Raw genomic sequence first — 17,334 nt, 5'->3', positions numbered from 1 at the left:
GGCAGGCCCCCGGCCCCGGCCCACAGCACCTCACCGGCGCTGGTGAGCTCGTCGAGCATCGCGGGGGAGTAGTCGCGCACCCGGGTCGGCAGCACCAGCGACTCCAGCGCGCTGGCCGGCACGAGCGCACCGGCCAGCTGCTCGACCACCGCCAGCACGCCGTCGGTGCCGCGCAGCCGCCCGCCGATTCCCTGCCAGGACGGCGTGAAGCGGGCCAGCGTGCCGATCGGCACCGGCTCGACCTCCTGGCGCAGCTTGGCCAGGCTGCGGCGGCGGATCGAGCGCAGCACCTCGGCGTCGCACCACTCCTGGCCGGTGCCGCCGGGCCGGAACTCGCCGGCGACCAGCCGGCCGGACGCGGTGAGGCGCTGCAGGGTCGCGGTGACGACCGCGACGCCCAGGCCGAGCCGGACGGCGACCTCGGCCGGCTGGAACGGGCCGTGGGTGCGGGCGTACCGGCCGACGAGGTCGCCGAGCGGATCGGTGACGGGCTCGGTGAAGACCTCGGGCACGCCGACCGGGCAGCGCGGTGCCGAGCGCGTCCCGGAGCCGCCCGGCGTCCTCGATGGCGACGTGCCGTTCCTCCCCGGCGATCCGCACCCGCAGCGCCCGCCGGGCGTCGACGAGCTCGTCCAGCCACGCCTGCGGCACCCCGCGGGCAGCCGCCTCGGCCACGCTCAGGTCGCCGAGTCCGCGCAGCAGGTCCGAGGCGCCGTCCACGTCACGCGGGTGCCGCTGCTCGGGGAGCCGCTGGAGCTCGGACTCGATCTCGGCCATCGCCTCGCCGTCGAGCAGCTCGCGCAGCTCGGTGCGGCCGAGCAGCTCGGCCAGCAGCCCGGTGTCGAGCGCCAGGGCCTGGGCGCGGCGCTCGGCCAGCGGGGCGTCGCCCTCGTAGAGGAACTGGCCGACGTAGCCGAACAGCAGCGACTGGGCGAACGGGGAGGCGGTGTCGGTCTGCACGTCGACCACGCGCACGCGGCGGGACCGGACGTCGCGCATCAGCTCCACGAGCCCCGGCACGTCGTAGACGTCCTGCAGCACCTCGCGGGCGGCCTCGAGGGTGATCGGGAAGGAGGAGAACTCGCTGGCGACGGAGAGCAGCTGGGCCGCGCGCTGGCGCTGCTGCCACAGCGGGGTGCGCCGCCGCGGGTCCCGGCGGGGGAGCAGCAGGGCGCGCGCCGCGCACTCGCGGAACCTGCTGGCGAACAGCGCCGAGGTGCCGACCTCGGCGGTGACCTCGCGCTCGACGTCGTCGGGGTCGAGGACGGCGAGGTCGGCCTCCGGCGGTTCGCCGGTGGTGTCCGGGAGCCGCAGCACGATGCCGTCGTCGGAGTGCATGCTCGCCACGTCGACGCCGTAGCGCTCCCGCAGCCGGGCGGCGAGGACCAGCGCCCACGGGGCGTTCACCTGCGCGCCGAAGGGGGAGTGGACGACCAGCCGCCAGTCCCCGAGCTCGTCGCGGAACCGCTCGACCAGCAGCGTGCGGTCGTCGGGCAGGTGGCCGGTCGCGGCCTTCTGCTCGGTCAGGTAGGCGGCCAGGTTCGCCGCGCCCCACTCGTCCAGCCCGGCCGCCCGGGCGCGCTCCAGGCCGGCCTCCGGCGTCGCCGTCCCCACCTCGCGGAGGAAGGCGCCCAGCGCCCGGCCCAGCTCGAGCGGGCGGCCCGGCGCGTCGCCGTGCCAGAACGGCATCTTGCCGGGCTGGCCGGGCGCCGGGGTGACCAGGACGCGGTCGTGGGTGATGTCCTCGATCCGCCAGGAGGAGGAGCCGAGCAGGAAGACGTCGCCCACCCGGGACTCGTAGACCATCTCCTCGTCGAGCTCGCCGACCCGGCGCCCGCCGGTGCCCTCCGAGCCGACGAGGAAGACGCCGAACAGGCCGCGGTCGGGGATCGTGCCGCCGCTGGTGACCGCCAGCCGCTGCGCGCCGGCCCGTGCGGTGAGGGTGTCGGTGACGCGGTCCCAGGTCAGCCGGGGCCGCAGCTCGGCGAACGCGTCGGAGGGGTAGCGGCCGGCCAGCATGTCGAGGACGGCGTGCAGCGCGGAGTCGGGCAGCGAGCTGAACGCCGCGGAACGCCGGACGAGCGAGGCGACCTCGTCGACGGTGCGGGGGCGCTCGGAGACGATGGCGACGATCTGCTGGGCCAGGACGTCCAGCGGGTTGCGCAGGTAGCGGATCGACTCGATCGCGCCGGCCTTCATCCGCTCGGCGACCAGCGCGCACTGCACGAGGTCGCCGCGGTACTTGGGGAACAGCACGCCCCGGCTGACCGCGCCCACCTGGTGGCCGGCGCGGCCCACCCGCTGCAGCCCGGCGGCCACGGTCGGCGGGGACTCGACCTGGACGACGAGGTCGACCGCGCCCATGTCGATGCCCAGCTCGAGGCTGGAGGTGGCGACGACGGCCGGCAGCCGCCCGGACTTCAGCGCCTCCTCGACGATCGCCCGCTGCTCCCGCGAGACCGAGCCGTGGTGCGCGGCGGCGACCGGCTGGAAGCCCTCCGGCGTGCCGCCACCGGACCCCGCCTGCGCCATCAGCGCGGCGGCGTTGGTGCCGGGCGGGACGGGCTCGCCGGTGGCCCGCTCGTAGGCCAGCTCGTTCAGCCGGCTGGTCAGGCGTTCGGCCAGCCGGCGGGAGTTGGAGAAGACGATGGTGCTGCGGTGGGCCTCGACCAGGTCGAGCACCCGCTCCTCGACCGCCGGCCAGATCGAGCTGCGCGGCTGGTTGCCCGCGGCCGAGCCCTCCAGCTCGCCGGTCGGCTGCCCCAGCTCGCTCATGTCCTCGACCGGCACGACGACCGAGAGGTCCCACTCCTTGGTCGAGGGCGGGGCGACGACGCGCACCGGCCGGCCGCCGGTGAGGAAGGTGGAGACCTCCTCGATCGGCCGGACGGTGGCCGAGAGCCCGATCCGCTGGGCGGGCCGCTCCAGCAGTTCGTCGAGCCGGTCCAGCGTGACCGCGAGGTGGGCGCCGCGCTTGGTGTGCGCGACGGCGTGCACCTCGTCGAGGATGACCGTCTCGACGCCGCGCAGCGCCTCGCGGGCGGCGCTGGTCATCAGCAGGAACAGCGACTCGGGCGTGGTGATGAGGATGTCCGTGGGCCGCTTCGCGAACGCCCGCCGCTCGTCGGCCGGGGTGTCGCCCGAGCGGATGCCGACCCGGATCTCCGGCCGCGGCAGGCCCAGCCGGGCCGCCGCCTGGCCGATGCCGGCGAGCGGGGCGCGCAGGTTCCGCTCGACGTCGACGGCCAGCGCCTTGAGCGGGGAGACGTAGAGGACCCGGCAGCGCGACTGCTCGTCGACCGGCTCGGTGGCGGTCAGCCGGTCGAGGGACCAGAGGAAGGCGGCCAGCGTCTTGCCCGAGCCCGTGGGGGCGACGACGAGGGCGTGCTCGCCGCTGCTGATCGCGTCCCAGGCCCCCTCCTGCGCCCCGGTGGGCTGCTGGAACGCGCCGGTGAACCATGCGCGGGCGGGCTCGGAGAACCGGTCGAGCGCGGAGGTGGAGGAGGGACGGCGGGCCATCGCAGCCAGTGTCCCCGCGGGGTACGACACTCCGCCGGTCGGAGCGGCCCCGACCACCCGCTCGGGCGGCCGGGTACCGGGCGCCCCCGCGACGTCGCCGGGGTGCGGCAGACTTCCGGCATGCGCCCGGAGGCCGGATCCGCCGTCACCGACGTGGCGCCGGTGCAGCGCCGGACGGTGCGCGTCCTCAGCGGCAGCGTGGCCCTCGCCGGGCTCGGGGTGACCGTCGGCATCACCGCGGGCGGCCTGCTCGCCCGGGACGTCGCCGGCACCGACAGCGCCGCCGGGCTCGGGCAGACCGCCGGGGTGCTGGGCGCGGCCGTCCTCGCCGTCCCGCTGGCGCGGATCAGCGCCGTCGCCGGCCGCCGGGCCGGGCTGGCGGTCGGCTACCTGGTGAGCGTGGTCGGTGCGCTCGTCACCGTCGCAGCGGCTGCCGCGTCCTCGCTGCTGCTGCTCGTCGCCGGGCTGTTCCTGTTCGGCGCCGCGACCGCCTGCGGCCTGCAGGCCCGGTACGCCGCCGCCGACCTGGCCACGCCCGAGCACCGGGGGAGGGCGCTGTCGCTGGTCGTCTGGGCGACGACGGTCGGCTCGGTCCTCGGGCCCAACCTCGCCGCGCCCGGCGCGCGCCTGGGCACCGCGCTCGGGCTGCCGGCGCTCGCCGGGGCGTTCGTGGTCTCCGGAGTCGTCTTCGCCGTGGTCGCGCTCGTGCTGGCCGCCCTGCTGCGCCCGGACCCGCTGCTGCTCGCCCGCCGGCTCGGCGGGGGTGCGGGCGGCGCGCCCCCGCGGACCCCGACCGGCACGGCGCTGCGGGCGGTCTGGTCCTCGCCCGCCGGCCGGCTCGGCCTGGTCGCCGTGGTCGTGGCGCACGCGGTGATGGTCGGCGTGATGGTCATGACGCCGGTGCACATGGGCCACGCCGGCGGGGCAGAGGACGCCGTCCTGCGGGTCGTCGGCCTGGTCATCAGCGTGCACGTCGCGGGCATGTACCTCTTCTCCCCGCCTGGCGGGCGCGCTCGCCGACCGCATCGGCGCACCCGCGGTCGTGGCGCTGGGCGGGCTGCTCCTGCTGGCCGCGACCGCCGTCGCCGGGACGGCCGGCCCCGCGCAGTCGGTCCGGCTCGGGACCGGGTTGCTGCTGCTGGGCCTGGGCTGGTCCTGCGGGCTCATCGCCGGCTCCACCCTCGTCACCGGCGCGGTCGACGCCGACCTGCGGCCCACCGCCCAGGGCGGCACCGACCTGCTCATGGGGCTGGGGGCCGCCCTGGCCGGCGTCGTGGGCGGGCCGCTGCTGGCGGCCGGTGGTTTCGGGCTGGTCAGCGCGGTCTCGGCGGCCCTGGTGCTGCCGCTGGCGGTGGTCTGGGCCACCTCCACCCGCGCGGCCGCGCGGACCAGGTAGGACGGGCCGGGCGCCACCGGCGTCCGGACGGCCGCGGCGGGGAGGGCCCGGGGCGCGCTAGCGTCGGGGCGTGCGCCTGCAGGAGTTCTGGTCCCGGCTCGACGAGCGGTTCGGGCCGATGCGCGCCCAGAGCATGACCCGCGACCACCACTTCTCCAGCCTGGGCGGGCGCAACGCCGTGGAGGCCATCGACGCCGGCGTGCCGGTGCGGAAGGTCTGGCTGGCGATCTGCGACGCCTACGACGTACCGCTCAAGGAGCGCTGAGCACCCGTCCCGGGCGCGCGCCGGTGACCCGTGGGACCGGTGGGCCGACGGCGGCAGGAACCGGGCGTGTCGACCTGGCAGTCGAACAGGTGTTCGGCCTACAGTGGCGTCCACAGGCGACCGGGATGTCCACAATCCCGGTCGAGATCCGAGAACTGTCGGTGGCTCGTCCTAGCGTCGGTCCCGACCCGCTTCCCGCGAACCGAAGGTGACCACCATGGCGACACTCGACCGCGACAAGGCCCTCGACATGGCCCTCGCCCAGATCGACAAGCAGTTCGGCAAGGGCTCGGTCATGCGGCTGGGTGACAGCCCCGAGGTGGCCATGAAGGTCATCCCGACCGGGTCGATCGCCCTCGACATCGCGCTCGGCATCGGGGGTCTCCCGCGTGGCCGCGTGATCGAGGTCTACGGCCCGGAATCCTCCGGTAAGACGACCGTGGCCCTGCACGCCGTGGCCAACGCCCAGGCCGCCGGCGGCATCGCCGCCTTCGTCGACGCCGAGCACGCGCTCGACCCGGAGTACGCCCGCGCCATCGGCGTGGACACCGACGCCCTGCTGGTCAGCCAGCCGGACACCGGTGAGCAGGCCCTCGAGATCGCCGACATGCTGATCCGCTCCGGCGCGCTCGACATCATCGTCATCGACTCGGTGGCCGCGCTCGTGCCGCGCGCCGAGATCGAGGGCGAGATGGGTGACAGCCACGTGGGTCTGCAGGCCCGCCTGATGAGCCAGGCGCTGCGGAAGATCACCGGTGCCCTGAGCAACTCCGGGACGACGGCGATCTTCATCAACCAGCTGCGCGAGAAGGTGGGCGTCGTCTACGGCTCGCCGGAGGTCACCACCGGTGGTCGCGCGCTGAAGTTCTACTCGTCGGTGCGCCTCGACGTCCGCCGCATCGAGACCCTGAAGCAGGGCACCGACGCGGTCGGCAGCCGCACCCGCGTCAAGGTCGTCAAGAACAAGGTGGCCGCGCCGTTCAAGCAGGCCGAGCTGGACATCCTCTGGGGTCAGGGCTTCAGCCGCGAGGGCGGGCTCATCGACGTGGGTGTCGAGCAGGGCTTCGTGAAGAAGTCCGGCGCTTGGTACACCTACGACGGCGACCAGCTCGGGCAGGGCAAGGAGAACTCGCGCAACTTCCTGAAGGACAACCCCGACCTCGCCGACGAGCTCGAGAAGAAGATCAAGGAGAAGCTCGGCATCGGTCCGGCGCTGGACAAGCCGGTGGCCGACGCCGTCGACTTCTGAGCCGCTCGATGACCGAGCGATCGGCCGGACGCCGCCGCGCGCCCCAGAGCTCCTGGGGCACGCGGCGGCGGCCCTCCACCGCGGGCGGTGCGGAGGGCGCCGACGGTGTCGAGGCCCGGCCGATGAAGGACCCCGAGGCGGTCGCCCGCGACCTCTGCCTCCGGGCGCTCACCGGCGCCCCGAAGACCCGCCAGCAGCTGGCTGATCTCCTGGCCCAGCGCGAGGTGCCCGAGGACGCCGCGGAGACGGTGCTGGACCGGCTCACCGAGGTCGGCCTGATCGACGACGAGGCCTTCGCCCAGGCATGGGTCACCTCCCGCCAGGCCGGTCGCGGCCTGGCCCGCCGGGCGCTCAAGGCGGAGCTGCGCGCCAAGGGCGTCGACGACGAGGTCGCGGCCATCGCCGTGGAGGCGGTCGACGACGACGACGAGCGGGAGACCGCGCGGCGGCTGGTGGAGCGGAAGCTGCCCGCCATGCGCCGGCTCGACCGGGCCACCGCCACCCGTCGGCTGATGGGCGTGCTCGCCCGCAAGGGCTACAGCGGCGGCCTGGCGGCCGGCGTGGTGCGCGAGGCGCTCGACGCCGACGGCGCCGACGACGACGCGGTCCCCGGTGTCGACGAGCTCGACCAGGACGCCCTGCTGCCCTGACGCCGGCCGTGCGCCACCCGGCGTCTCCCCGGCGGAAGTGCGCCGGCCGTGAACGGACGAGGCCCGGAACCGGTGCGGTTCCGGGCCTCTCCCGTGCTGCGCCGTGCTGTGCCGTGCTGGGCCGTGCCGGCGCGGCGGCCGGCTCAGGTGGGGTCGGGGTCGTTCGGTCCCTGCCGCGGGCCCGCGCTGACACCGATCTCGCTGACCCCGCCGTACGGCTCGTGGCGCCTGCCGGCGTGCGCCTCGTCCTGCAGCCGGCCGGCCAGGTGGGGGTAGTGCGCCTCGAAGGCGGGGCGCTCGGAGCGGATGCGGGGGATCTCCACGAAGTTGTGCCGCGGCGGCGGGGACGAGGTGGCCCACTCCAGGGAGTTGCCGTGGCCCCAGGGGTCGTCGCGCAGGGCGAGCTGGCCGTACTTCCAGGAGCGCACCACGTTGTAGAGGAACGGGATGATGGAGGCGCCCAGGACGAAGCTGAAGATCGTGGAGATCATGTTCAGCGTGGTGAAGGTGTCGGTGGGCAGGTAGTCCACGTACCGGCGCGGCATGCCCTCGTTGCCCAGCCAGTGCTGCACCAGGAAGGTGCCGTGGAAGCCGACGAAGGTCATCCAGAACTGCAGCTTCCCGAGCCGCTCGTCCAGCATCCGGCCGCACATCTTGGGGAACCAGAACGCGATGCCGGCGTTGGCCGCGAACACGACGGTGCCGAAGACGACGTAGTGGAAGTGGGCGACCACGAAGTAGGAGTCGTGCACGTGGAAGTCCAGCGGCGGCGAGGCCAGCAGCACACCGGTGAGCCCACCCAGGAGGAAGGTGACCATGAAGCCGATCGACCAGAGCATCGGCGTCTCGAAGGTCATCTGACCCCGCCACATGGTGCCGATCCAGTTGAAGAACTTCAGCCCGGTCGGCACCGCGATGAGGTAGGTGAGGAAGGCGAAGAACGGCAGCAGCACCGCGCCGGTGGCGAACATGTGGTGCGCCCAGACGGCCAGCGAGAGGAACCCGATGGCCAGGGTCGCCCCGACCATGCCCTTGTAACCGAACAGCGGCTTGCGGGCGAACACCGGGATGATCTCGGTGACGATGCCGAAGAACGGCAGCGCGATGATGTAGACCTCGGGGTGGCCGAAGAACCAGAACAGGTGCTGCCACAGCATCGGCCCGCCGTTCTCGGCGGAGTAGATCAGCGCTCCCAGGTTCCGGTCCAGCAGCAGGCCCATCAGCGCCGCGGTCAGGATCGGGAAGACCAGCAGCACGAGCAGGCTGGTGACCAGCGCGTTCCAGGTGAAGATCGGCATCCGGAACATCGTCATGCCCGGGGCGCGCAGGCAGACGATCGTGGTGACGAAGTTGACGCCACCGAGGATCGTGCCCAGGCCGCTGACGGCCAGGCCACCGATCCACAGGTTGCCGCCCACGCCCGGGGAGTGCGCGACATCGGACAGCGGCGTGTAGGCCGTCCAGCCGAAGTCCGGCGCGCCACCGGGGGTCGCGACGCTGGACAGCACGATCAGCGAACCGAAGAGGAACAGCCAGAAGGACAGGGCGTTCAACCGCGGGAACGCGACGTCCGGCGCACCGATCTGCAGCGGCATGATCAGGTTGCCGAAGGCGAAGAACAGCGGTGTCGCGAACATCAGCAGCATCAGCGTGCCGTGCATCGTGAACAGCTGGTTGTACTGCTCCGGGGACAGGAACTGCAGTTCCGGCCGGGCCAGCTCGGCCCGGATGAGCATGGCCATCAGGCCGCCCACGATGAAGAACGTGAACGCCGTGACCAGGTACATCAGGCCGATGGTCTTGTGGTCGGTGGTCCGCAGCAGGTTCGACAGCCGCGAGCCCTTCGTCGGAACCGCGACGGGGCCGGGCCGGCTGATGATCGGCCGCGGGGCGATGGCGGTCACGCGGCGGCTCCGGTGCGGGGCCGGGCGGAGGCCCGTCGGTCGGTGATGCGCAGTCCGGACATGGTCGCCCCTGGAGGTCGATGACGCGGTACGGACGCCGCCCGGGTGCTGCGAGCGGCGGCACAGCCATCGTCGCCCACCGGGGCGGAGAGGGAAACCCGGGGCGGAGCGGAACCGGTGCGATCTGCCCGGGCGGTCAGGACACCGCGCGCCACGCGCTCAGGTCGACGGCCACGCCGTCGGGGGCATCCGCGTCCGGGACCAGCCAGGCGTCGTCCCGCAGCTGCCCGCTTGCCAGCCAGCGGGTGATGTCGAGGTCGAACCCGGGCTGCGCGCCGTCGGACGGGCGGCCGGCGGGGCCGAGGAACGTCACGTCGGTCTGGCGGCCGTCGGCCTGCCGCAGCACGACGCGGCAGCGCGAGCGGCGGTGGCGGGCCGGGGGGACGACCTCTCGGACGACGGCGGACTCGGCACCGGCGGCGACGGCGAACCCGGCCGCGGCACCGCGGAGGCGGGCGACGAACTGCTGGGCGGCGTCGTCGGCACGCTCGTCGCCGGCCGCGAGCGCCAGGGCGAGGGCGCCGGCGCTGGCCACGGTCTCGAGCGGCATGTCGCCGTCGATCGCGGTGCGCGGAACGGGGGGCAGGCTGCGGCGCCGACCGGCGTGGATGGTCTCCATGGTGACGGTCAGTCTCGCCACGGCTCCGGCCTCGTCGAGGGAGGGCGCGCCGAGCCGTGCGACGGGTGGGACGGGCGGGTCAGGCGGCGGTCGGGACCGCGTCGTCTGCGTCGTGGTCCACGGCGTGCAGCGGCTCCGGCGCGCGGCTCCGGGTGGCGGCGGACGAGGCCAGCAGGACCACGGCCGCCCCGGCAGCCAGCACGAGCACGCCGCCGACGACGTCGAGCAGGTAGTGGTTGCCCGACCCCAGGACCACGAAGAAGGTCGTCGCCGGGTATCCGGCACCCACGAGCCGCAGCCAGGTCCACCGGGCGTGCAGCACCAGCACCAGCCCGCACCAGACCGCCCAGGCGCAGTGCAGCGAGGGCATGGCGGCGAACTGGTTGGAGATCGCGTCGGACCCCGGCGTCCCCGACGACGGCCACCAGCCCCACGACGAGGTCTGGCTCATCACGTCGACGAAGCCCTCCTCGCCGAGCAGCCGCGGCGGAGCGGTCGGCAGCCAGTAGAAGCCGATGAGCGCCAGCGCGGTCGTGACCACGAGGACGGCGCTGCTCACCCGGTACCGCGTCGGCCGGCGGAAGAACAGCCAGACCAGCACCGCGGGGGTGACCAGGAAGTGCAGCGTCGCGTAGTGCAGCGCGACCGCGGCGGAGACCACGTCGTTGTCGTGCACCCACCGGTTGAGCCCGCGCTCGACGGCCAGCCCCCAGCCGTCCTCCAGGGCGAGGATCTCCCGTCCGTTGGCGTATGCGCGGGCCACGACGTCCCCCACGCTGTTGCGCACCAGCGAGTAGACGGCGTAGAGCGCGCCCACGACGGCGAACTCGACCCACCAGCGCGGTCGCGCGGGGGTGCGGGACGCCGGGTCGCCGGCGAGGCCGTCGGCCGGGATCGGCGCGGCAGCCGGGCGGGGGGAACCCGTCGTCACGGTCACGGTCGCGCTCGCCTTTCCGGTGGGGGAGTGCCAGGGTCTCCCATCGGGCGCCGGAGCAGGGCTCTTGAGGCCGGGCGTGGCGAGATTCTGGCCGGTGGGCGGCCCGGACCCCCGGTCGGGTCCGGGCCGGTCAGACGGTTCCGCCGCCTCCACCCATCTGGACGTCGGCCGGCAGCTCGAGCTCCTCGGTCGCGGCCGTCTTGCGGTTCGTGCGCGTGCGCCGCTCGACGTAGCGCGCCAGGAGCGACAGCAGGACGTTCACGACGATGTAGATGACCGCCGCGGCGACGTAGATCTGGAAGGTGTACCGGTCGCCGAACCGGAAGTTGAAGAACTCCACCAGGCTGCGCGCCTGACGGAGCAGCTCGAAGTAGCCGACGATGAAGCCGAGCGAGGAGTCCTTCAGCAGGACGACCAGCTGGGCGATCAGCACCGGCAGCATCCGCCGCACCGCCTGCGGCAGCAGGACCAGCGTCATCACCTGGTACTTGCGCATGCCGATCGCGAACGCGGCCTCGCGCTGCCCGCGGTCCACCGAGAGGATGCCGGCCCGGAAGATCTCGGCGAGGACGGCCATGTTGTAGAGCGTCAGGCCGAGCGCCAGCGCCCCGAACGGGCCGATGTCCAGGCCGACGGTGGGCAGGTACAGCAGGCAGAACAGGATCAGGATCAGCAGCGGCACGGCGCGGAAGAACTCGATGACCGTGGTGACCGGGACGCGCACCCAGGCGTGGTCGGAGAGCCGGCCGACGGCGAGCAGCGCCCCCAGCACGGTCGCGGCGACCATGCCGACCGCGGCGACCTGGAGGGTGTCGACCAGGGCGCGGCCGAAGGCCTGCGGAACGCCGCTGCTCGAGTCGAACAGCACCGCCCAGCGCTCGGCTTCGAGCTGGCCGTTGGAGCCCAGCCGCCACAGACCCAGGCCGATGAGCGCGAGGACGACGAGGCCGCCGACGAAGGTGCCGATGCGGTGACGCCGGCGGGCGCGCGGCCCGGGGATGTCGAAGAGGACGTTGGCGGTCATCGCAGCACCGCCGTCCGCCGCTCGATGACACCGATCAGCCAGGCGGAGGGGAGGGTGATCACGAGGTACCCGCAGACGATCGCGAGGAAGACGACGAGCAGCTGGTCGGCGTTCTGGTTGGTCAGCCGCTGCAGCGCCGCGGTCAGGTCGGTGACGGCGAAGCCCGCGGCGATCGAGGTGTTCTTCGCCAGCGCGATCCACACGTTGCCCAGCGGCGGGACGACGGTCCGGAACGCCTGGGGCAGGACGATCGAGGTGAGCGTCTGCCGGAAGTCCAGGCCCAGGGCGCGGGCGGCCTCGGCCTGGCCCGGGGGCACCGAGTTGATGCCCGAGCGCAGCGCCTCGGAGACGAACGCGGCGGTGTAGAGGGACAGGGCCGCCACGGCGGTGATGAACCGCGAGGGGAACTGCAGGTCGATCTGGACGATGCCGAACGCGAGGAAGAAGAACACCACCGTCAGCGGGGTGTTGCGGAAGACCTCGACGTAGAAGCCGGCCGCACCCCGCAGCGGGGCGACCGGGCTCACCCGCATCGCGGTGAGCAGCGTGCCGATCACGAGGGCGCAGATGCCGCTGACCACAGCCAGCGACAGGGTCGTCAGGAACGCGTCCCGCAGGAGCGTGAAGTTGTCGGCCAGGAAGGACATCTCGCCCCCTCTCGGTCAGGCAGCGCGGATGGGGAGCCGGGTGCACCGGCTCCCCACCCGGCGGCGGTCAGTAGCGGTCGACCTTCGGCGGCTCGGGGGCCTCGGTGCCGCTGATGGCGCCCGCGGTGCGGTCCCACGCCGCCTCCCAGGTGCCGTCCTCGAACGCGCCCTCGAGGACGTCGTTGATGAAGGCACGGAACTCGTCGTCACCCTTCTTCAGGCCGATGCCGTAGGGCTCGGCCGTGAACGGGTTGCCGACCAGCTCGAAGGCGTCGGGGCTGCCGGCGACCAGGCCGGTGAGGATGACGTTGTCGGTGGTGACGGCCTGGACGTTGCCGTTCTTCAGGTCGTCGGCGCACTTGGAGTACACGTCGTAGGTGACCAGCTGCGCCTCCGGGTAGTTGTCCCGGATGTTCTGCGCCGGCGTCGAGCCCTCGACCGAGCAGACCGTCTTGCCGGCCAGGTCGTCCGGGCCCTCGATGCCCTCGGGGTTGTCCTTGGCGACCATGATGTCCTGCCCGGCCTCGTAGTACGGCCCGGCGAAGTCGACGACCTGCTTGCGGGTGTCGTTGATGGTGTAGGTGGCGACGACGATGTCGACCTGGCCGTTCTGGATGAACGGCTCGCGGTTCGCCGAGACCGTCTCGGTCCACTCGATGTCGTCGGCCTCGATGCCCAGCTCGGCGGCGATGATCTTGGCGATCTCGACGTCGAAGCCCTCGGGCTGCTGGGTCTGCGGGTTGAGCAGACCGAAGCCGGGCTGGTCGAACTTGGTGCCGATGGTGATCGAGCCGGCCTCGTTCAGCCGGGCCATGGTGGAGCCCTCGGGGAACTCGACGTCGGTCTCGACGGCGGCGGTCTCGTCGGCGGCCTGCTCGTTCTCGTTGCCGGCGTCGCTGGAGCAGGCGGCGAGCGCCAGGCTCAGGAGGGCCGCGGTGGCGGCGTAGCGGGTGATGCGCATGGTGATCCCTTCGGTGGTCAGTGGTTGAGGATCTTGGACAGGAAGTCCTTGGCCCGGTCGGACTGCGGGTTCGTGAAGAACGACTCCGGGTCGGCGGACTCGACGACCCGGCCGCCGTCCATGAACACGACGCGGTTGGCCGCGCGGCGGGCGAACCCCATCTCGTGGGTGACGACGACCATCGTCATGCCGTCCCGGGCCAGCGAGGTCATCACGTCGAGGACCTCGTTGATCATCTCGGGGTCCAGCGCCGAGGTCGGCTCGTCGAAGAGCATGACCTTGGGCTCCGCATCGCCAGCGCCCGGGCGATGGCCACCCGCTGCTGCTGGCCGCCGGAGAGCTGGGCCGGGTACTTGTCGGCCTGCGCCCCGACGCCTACGCGGTCGAGCAGCTCGCGGGCGCGCTTCTCGGCGTCGGCCTTGGAGTGCTTGCGCACCTTGATCGGCCCGAGGCTGACGTTCTCGAGGATCGTCTTGTGCGCGAACAGGTTGAAGCTCTGGAACACCATGCCGACGTCGCTGCGCAGCCGGGCGAGCTGCTTGCCCTCCTCGGGCAGCCGCTGGCCGTCGATGGTGATCTCGCCCTGCTCGATGCCCTCGAGCCGGTTGATGGTGCGGCAGAGGGTCGACTTCCCGGACCCCGAGGGGCCGATGACCACGACGACCTCGCCGCGGTCGATGGTCAGGTCGATGTCCTGCAGCACGTGCAGGTCGCCGAACCACTTGTTGACGCCCGTGAGGCGGACGAGGGGTTCTCCCTGAGGACGGCTGGTCACCCCGGGAGACTAGAGCCGGGAGGGCCCGGATCCCGAACCGTGGGATCACGAAGGGGTAACGAACGACCGGTTCCACCCGTGCGGGGCACCGGGCGGTGGCCGGGGAGCGGCTCGCGCGGCCGGCCGCCGGCACCCGCGCCGTACGCTCGCTCCTGTCATGGAGAGCGCAGTGGAGAGCCCCGAGCGCACCTACCGGGTGCGCACCTACGGGTGCCAGATGAACGTGCACGACTCCGAGCGGCTCTCGGGGCTGCTGGAGCAGGCCGGCTACCGGGCCGCCGCCGAGGGGGACGAGGCCGACGTCGTCGTCCTCAACACCTGCGCGGTCCGGGAGAACGCCGACAACCGGCTCTACGGCAACCTGGGTCACCTGCGCCCGGTGAAGGACGCCCGCCCGGGCATGCAGATCGCCGTCGGCGGTTGCCTGGCGCAGAAGGACCGCGGCGAGATCGTCCGGCGCGCGCCGTGGGTCGACGTCGTCTTCGGCACGCACAACGTGGGCTCGCTCCCGGCGCTGCTGGACCGCGCCCGGCACAACGCCGAGGCGCAGGTCGAGATCGTCGAGTCCCTCGAGGTCTTCCCCTCGACGCTGCCCGCGAAGCGGGACTCCGCGCACTCCGGCTGGGTGTCGATCAGCGTGGGCTGCAACAACACCTGCACGTTCTGCATCGTCCCGGCGCTGCGCGGCAAGGAGAAGGACCGCCGCCCGGGCGAGATCCTCGCCGAGGTGCAGGCGCTGGTCGACCAGGGCGTGCTCGAGGTGACCCTGCTCGGGCAGAACGTGAACGCCTACGGCGTGGAGTTCCGCGAGCGGGGCGCCTTCGCCGACCTGCTCCGCTCGGCCGGCCGGATCGAGGGCCTGGAGCGGATCCGCTTCACCAGCCCGCACCCGCGCGAGTTCACCGACGACGTCATCACCGCCATGGCCGAGACGCCCGCGGTGTGCCACCAGTTGCACATGCCGCTGCAGTCGGGGTCCGACGACGTGCTGCGCCGGATGCGCCGCGGCTACCGGCAGGACCGCTACCTGGGCATCATCGAGCGCGTCCGCGCCGCGATGCCCGACGCCGCGATCACCACCGACATCATCGTGGGCTTCCCCCGCGAGACCGAAGCCGACTTCGAGCAGACCCTCGAGGTCGTGCGGCAGGCCCGCTTCGCCAGCGCCTTCACCTTCCAGTACTCCAAGCGCCCCGGCACGCCGGCCGCCGAGATGGACGAGCAGCTGCCCAAGGAGGTCGTGCAGGAGCGGTACCTGCGGCTGACCGCCCTGCAGGACGAGATCAGCTGGGCGGAGAACCGCGCGCAGGTCGGCCGGCGGGTCGAGCTGCTCGTCGCCGCCGGCGAGGGCAGCAAGGACGCCGCCACGGGCCGGCTCTCCGGCCGGGCGCGCGACGGTCGCCTGGTCCACTTCACCGCCGCGGACGGCGTCCGGCCCGGCGACGTCGTCGAGACCGTCGTCACCGATGCCAAGCCGCACTTCCTCGTGGCCGACGGGCTGCTGCTCGCGCACCGGCGCACCCGGGCCGGCGACGCGGCCGAGGCGGGCACCCGCCCGACCACCCCGGGCGTCTCGCTGGGCATGCCGCGGATCGGCGTCCCCGCTCCGCTGCCGGTGCTCGCCTCCGGCTGCTGATCCCGCGCGCGAGAAGGGCCCCGTCCGAACCGGACGGGGCCCTTCCGCGTCGTGGCCGTTACCGGCGGGCGGACTTCTCCGCCTCGGCCAGCCACTCGCGGCGGGTGGCCAGGTTGGCCTGCGCCTCGGCGATGCGGCGCTGGTCGCCGGCGGCCTCGGCCTTCGCCAGCTGCTCCTCGGCCTTGGTGACCGCGGCGCGCATCGAGGTGACCATCGGGTTCTCCGCGGCGGCGCGCGGGCGGCCGGCGTCGGCGGCGCCGCGCACCTTCTGCTCCACGGCCTGCATGCGGTCCTCGAGCTGCCGCATCACGCCGCGCGGCACGTGCCCGATGGCGTCGTAGCGCTCCTGGATCTTGCGCAGCGCGTTCTGCGCCCCGCGCAGGTCCTTGGCCGGGTCGAGCTTCTCCGCCTCGGCCAGCAGCTCCTCCTTGAGCGCCTGGTTGGCGGTCTCCTCGCTGGTCCGGGCCTTGTCCGACTCGGCGCGGGCGGCGAAGAAGACGTCCTGCGCGGCGCGGAACTGCTTCCACAGGTCGTCGTCGCCGTCGCGGCCGGTACGGGGCACCGCCTTCCAGCGGTCCATGAGCGAGCGCATGGCCGCGCTGGTCGGCCCCCACTCGGTGGAGGTGGCCAGCCGCTGCGCCTCCTTGATCAGCTCCTGCTTGGCCGCGCGGGCCTCGCCGCGCTGGGTGTCCAGCTGGGCGAAGTGCGCGCCCCGGCGGCGGCCGAACGCGTCACGCGCGGCGGCGAAGCGGGTCCACAGCGCCTCGTCGGTCTTGCGGTCGATGCCGCGGATGGTCTTCCACTCCTCGACGATGGCCTTGAGCCGGTCGCCGGCGGCCTTCCACGAGGTGGACTCGGCGGCGATCTGCTCGGCCTCGGCGGCCAGCGCCTCCTTGCGGGCCACCTGGGCCGCGCGCGCGGCGGCCTTCTCGGCGCGGGACTCGGCCGCGGCCGAGTCGGCGGTGCCGACCATGGCGCGGGCGCGGGCGGCCAGGCCCTCGAGGTCGCCGACGGCGGCGGCGGTCGGGATCGAGTCGGCGAGCGTCTGCGCCTTGCTCTTGATCTCGGCCGGGTTGCCGGTGTGCGCCTTGAGCCGCGCCTCGAGCAGGGTGACCTCGGTGGCGAGGTCGTCGAAGCGGCGGGCGTAGTGGGCCAGCCCGGCCACGGGCTCGCCGGCCTGCCAGGACCCGACGGCGCGCTCGCCCTCGGCGGTGCGGACGTAGACGGTGCCGTCCTCGTCGACCCGGCCCCACTGGGACGGGTCGCTGCCGGCGGCGGAGGGGGCGATCGAGGCGGGGGAGGGGACGGCGGGAGCGGGCGGCGGCACGGCGGGGCCGGCCGAGCCCGCGGCGGGCGGGGTCTCGGCGTCGGGCGCCGAGGGCGTCCCGCCGTCAGCGGGGAGGGCCGCGTCCGGGACCGCGGGCGGGAGCTCCTCCGCCGGGGGGACCGCGGCCTCGGGGGCCACCGTCTCCAGCGTCTCCGCCGCCGGGACCGCCACCTCGGGCTCGGCGCCCTGCGGCGCCGCGGCCGGGGCGGCCTGGGCGGTCGCCTCGCCGGTGGGGTCGGGGAGGGCGGCGTCGCCGGGGGCCGGGGCCTCGGGGGTGCCCGCCTCCGGCGTCACCGCCGTCGGTACCTGTTCCACCTCCGGGCCCGCTCCGTCGGGGGTCCCCACAACCGGTGGAGTGGCCTGCT

13 protein-coding genes and 1 pseudogene are annotated in these 17,334 nt (G+C 73.8%); 5 read left to right on the top strand and 9 right to left on the bottom strand.

The annotated features are described in order from the left end of the window. Window positions 1-30 precede the first annotated feature (30 nt). On the bottom strand, window positions 31-3,519 hold the full coding sequence (locus tag JKP75_RS13445) for a DEAD/DEAH box helicase (RefSeq protein ID WP_242473323.1): 3,489 nt from the start codon (window positions 3,517-3,519) through the stop codon (window positions 31-33). 102 nt (window positions 3,520-3,621) lie between these two features. On the opposite strand from JKP75_RS13445, the gene JKP75_RS13440 reads away from it, so the two are divergent. The 4 genes from JKP75_RS13440 (at window position 3,622) to JKP75_RS13425 (ending at window position 7,079) form a co-directional block, all read left to right on the top strand. After that, entirely contained in the window at window positions 3,622-5,052 is a 1,431-nt protein-coding gene (locus JKP75_RS13440) for an MFS transporter (RefSeq protein ID WP_309229820.1), read from the top strand. Continuing rightward, entirely contained in the window at window positions 5,034-5,180 is a 147-nt protein-coding gene (locus JKP75_RS13435; RefSeq protein ID WP_242471793.1) for a DUF3046 domain-containing protein, read from the top strand. Before JKP75_RS13440 ends, JKP75_RS13435 begins: the two co-directional genes overlap by 19 nt. A 217-nt stretch (window positions 5,181-5,397) precedes the next feature. Continuing rightward, a complete protein-coding gene (recA, locus tag JKP75_RS13430) occupies window positions 5,398-6,429 on the top strand; it encodes a recombinase RecA (RefSeq protein ID WP_200493166.1) in 1,032 nt (343 codons plus the stop codon). A gap of 8 nt (window positions 6,430-6,437) precedes the next feature. After that, a complete protein-coding gene (locus tag JKP75_RS13425; RefSeq protein WP_200490765.1) occupies window positions 6,438-7,079 on the top strand; it encodes a regulatory protein RecX in 642 nt (213 codons plus the stop codon). A gap of 143 nt (window positions 7,080-7,222) precedes the next feature. Here JKP75_RS13425 and ctaD read toward each other — a convergent pair whose 3' ends face one another. From ctaD to JKP75_RS13390, 7 genes and pseudogenes are all read right to left on the bottom strand, one after another. Next, complete coding sequence (gene ctaD / locus JKP75_RS13420) at window positions 7,223-8,983, bottom strand: cytochrome c oxidase subunit I (RefSeq protein WP_200493165.1); 1,761 nt, start codon at window positions 8,981-8,983, stop codon at window positions 7,223-7,225. Between the two features lie 196 nt (window positions 8,984-9,179). Continuing rightward, a complete protein-coding gene (locus JKP75_RS13415) occupies window positions 9,180-9,683 on the bottom strand; it encodes a hypothetical protein (RefSeq protein WP_200490766.1) in 504 nt (167 codons plus the stop codon). A gap of 58 nt (window positions 9,684-9,741) precedes the next feature. Then, window positions 9,742-10,599 carry a phosphatase PAP2 family protein gene (locus JKP75_RS13410; protein WP_200490767.1) on the bottom strand — a complete coding sequence of 286 codons (858 nt, stop codon included), beginning with the start codon at window positions 10,597-10,599 and terminating at the stop codon, window positions 9,742-9,744. Window positions 10,600-10,729: 130 nt separating this feature from the next. Next, window positions 10,730-11,623 carry an amino acid ABC transporter permease gene (locus tag JKP75_RS13405; protein ID WP_200490768.1) on the bottom strand — a complete coding sequence of 298 codons (894 nt, stop codon included), beginning with the start codon at window positions 11,621-11,623 and terminating at the stop codon, window positions 10,730-10,732. Further along, the gene (locus tag JKP75_RS13400) at window positions 11,620-12,270 is read right to left on the bottom strand and encodes an amino acid ABC transporter permease (protein WP_200493164.1); all 651 of its coding nucleotides are present in this window, start codon (window positions 12,268-12,270) and stop codon (window positions 11,620-11,622) included. The genes JKP75_RS13405 and JKP75_RS13400 overlap by 4 nt, the downstream gene beginning before the upstream one ends. A gap of 67 nt (window positions 12,271-12,337) precedes the next feature. Beyond that, complete coding sequence (locus tag JKP75_RS13395; protein WP_200490769.1) at window positions 12,338-13,231, bottom strand: glutamate ABC transporter substrate-binding protein; 894 nt, start codon at window positions 13,229-13,231, stop codon at window positions 12,338-12,340. 17 nt (window positions 13,232-13,248) lie between these two features. Then, a pseudogene (locus tag JKP75_RS13390) lies at window positions 13,249-14,006 on the bottom strand (amino acid ABC transporter ATP-binding protein). Window positions 14,007-14,163: 157 nt separating this feature from the next. Here JKP75_RS13390 and miaB point away from each other — a divergent pair. Beyond that, window positions 14,164-15,642 (top strand): tRNA (N6-isopentenyl adenosine(37)-C2)-methylthiotransferase MiaB, encoded by a 1,479-nt coding sequence (gene miaB / locus JKP75_RS13385; protein ID WP_200490771.1) that lies wholly within the window; start codon window positions 14,164-14,166, stop codon window positions 15,640-15,642. A gap of 58 nt (window positions 15,643-15,700) precedes the next feature. Here miaB and JKP75_RS13380 read toward each other — a convergent pair whose 3' ends face one another. Further along, window positions 15,701-17,284 carry a DUF349 domain-containing protein gene (locus JKP75_RS13380; protein ID WP_309229819.1) on the bottom strand — a complete coding sequence of 528 codons (1,584 nt, stop codon included), beginning with the start codon at window positions 17,282-17,284 and terminating at the stop codon, window positions 15,701-15,703. Between the last annotated feature and the right edge of the window lie 50 nt (window positions 17,285-17,334).

Origin of the sequence: Blastococcus sp. TML/M2B, assembly GCF_016612865.1 — a bacterium.
Lineage (GTDB): Bacteria > Actinomycetota > Actinomycetes > Mycobacteriales > Geodermatophilaceae > Blastococcus.
This window is presented reverse-complemented; position numbering and strand designations above follow the sequence as displayed.

Bases quoted from the DNA above. Each gene is read 5' to 3' on its own strand.
- JKP75_RS13425 (WP_200490765.1), top strand. From the start codon at position 6,438: ATGACCGAGCGATCGGCCGGACGCCGCCGCGCGCCCCAGAGCTCCTGG.
- JKP75_RS13435 (WP_242471793.1), top strand. From the start codon at position 5,034: ATGCGCGCCCAGAGCATGACCCGCGACCACCACTTCTCCAGCCTGGGC.
- recA (WP_200493166.1), top strand. From the start codon at position 5,398: ATGGCGACACTCGACCGCGACAAGGCCCTCGACATGGCCCTCGCCCAG.
- miaB (WP_200490771.1), top strand. From the start codon at position 14,164: ATGGAGAGCGCAGTGGAGAGCCCCGAGCGCACCTACCGGGTGCGCACC.
- JKP75_RS13445 (WP_242473323.1), bottom strand. From the start codon at position 3,519: ATGGCCCGCCGTCCCTCCTCCACCTCCGCGCTCGACCGGTTCTCCGAG.
- JKP75_RS13405 (WP_200490768.1), bottom strand. From the start codon at position 11,623: ATGACCGCCAACGTCCTCTTCGACATCCCCGGGCCGCGCGCCCGCCGG.
- JKP75_RS13400 (WP_200493164.1), bottom strand. From the start codon at position 12,270: ATGTCCTTCCTGGCCGACAACTTCACGCTCCTGCGGGACGCGTTCCTG.
- JKP75_RS13395 (WP_200490769.1), bottom strand. From the start codon at position 13,231: ATGCGCATCACCCGCTACGCCGCCACCGCGGCCCTCCTGAGCCTGGCG.